The organism is Phormidium sp. CCY1219, from assembly GCF_055795085.1.
This window is the reverse complement of the sequence record NZ_JAYFEQ010000193.1, coordinates 1-411: the sequence shown is the minus strand read 5'-3', so window position 1 is coordinate 411 and position 411 is coordinate 1. Positions and strand designations below refer to the sequence as shown.

1 pseudogene is annotated in these 411 nt (G+C 56.7%); it reads right to left on the bottom strand.

Annotated elements, in window-relative coordinates:
* Window positions 1-247: 247 nt before the first annotated feature.
* Window positions 248-411 (bottom strand): annotated as a pseudogene (locus AC0QH1_RS01260) (nickel pincer cofactor biosynthesis protein LarB); the annotation flags it as partial.

Sequence of the window (411 nt, the reverse complement as noted above, 5' to 3'; positions counted from 1 at the left end):
GAACCCTACGAACCGGAAAATCCGATGGAATCCTATCCCACGGATATGGAGGGAAATCCCCTGCCCCGAGGCGGAGGATTCAAAGTATATACCCTGACGGTGATGGATTAACACCAAGTGCGCGCGATTTGTATGCCAGCAGCGGTGCGTGACCCCCGGATTTTCTCGGGGGTAACATAGCATCACCGGCTTGGGGGGGTCACGCACCCTACGGTGGCTTTTTATCGGCACTCCAGCGGCGATGATATCACGTATCCCGGGGGGAAGAATGCAGGCGGTGGGCGGTTCGCAGAATTTGGCCGGCTAAAATTGCCGCGCCGAAGCCGTTATCGATATTCACCACCCCCACCCCTGCAGCACAAGAATTGAGCATGGTCAACAGGGGGGCTAAGCCATTGAAACTGGCTCCAT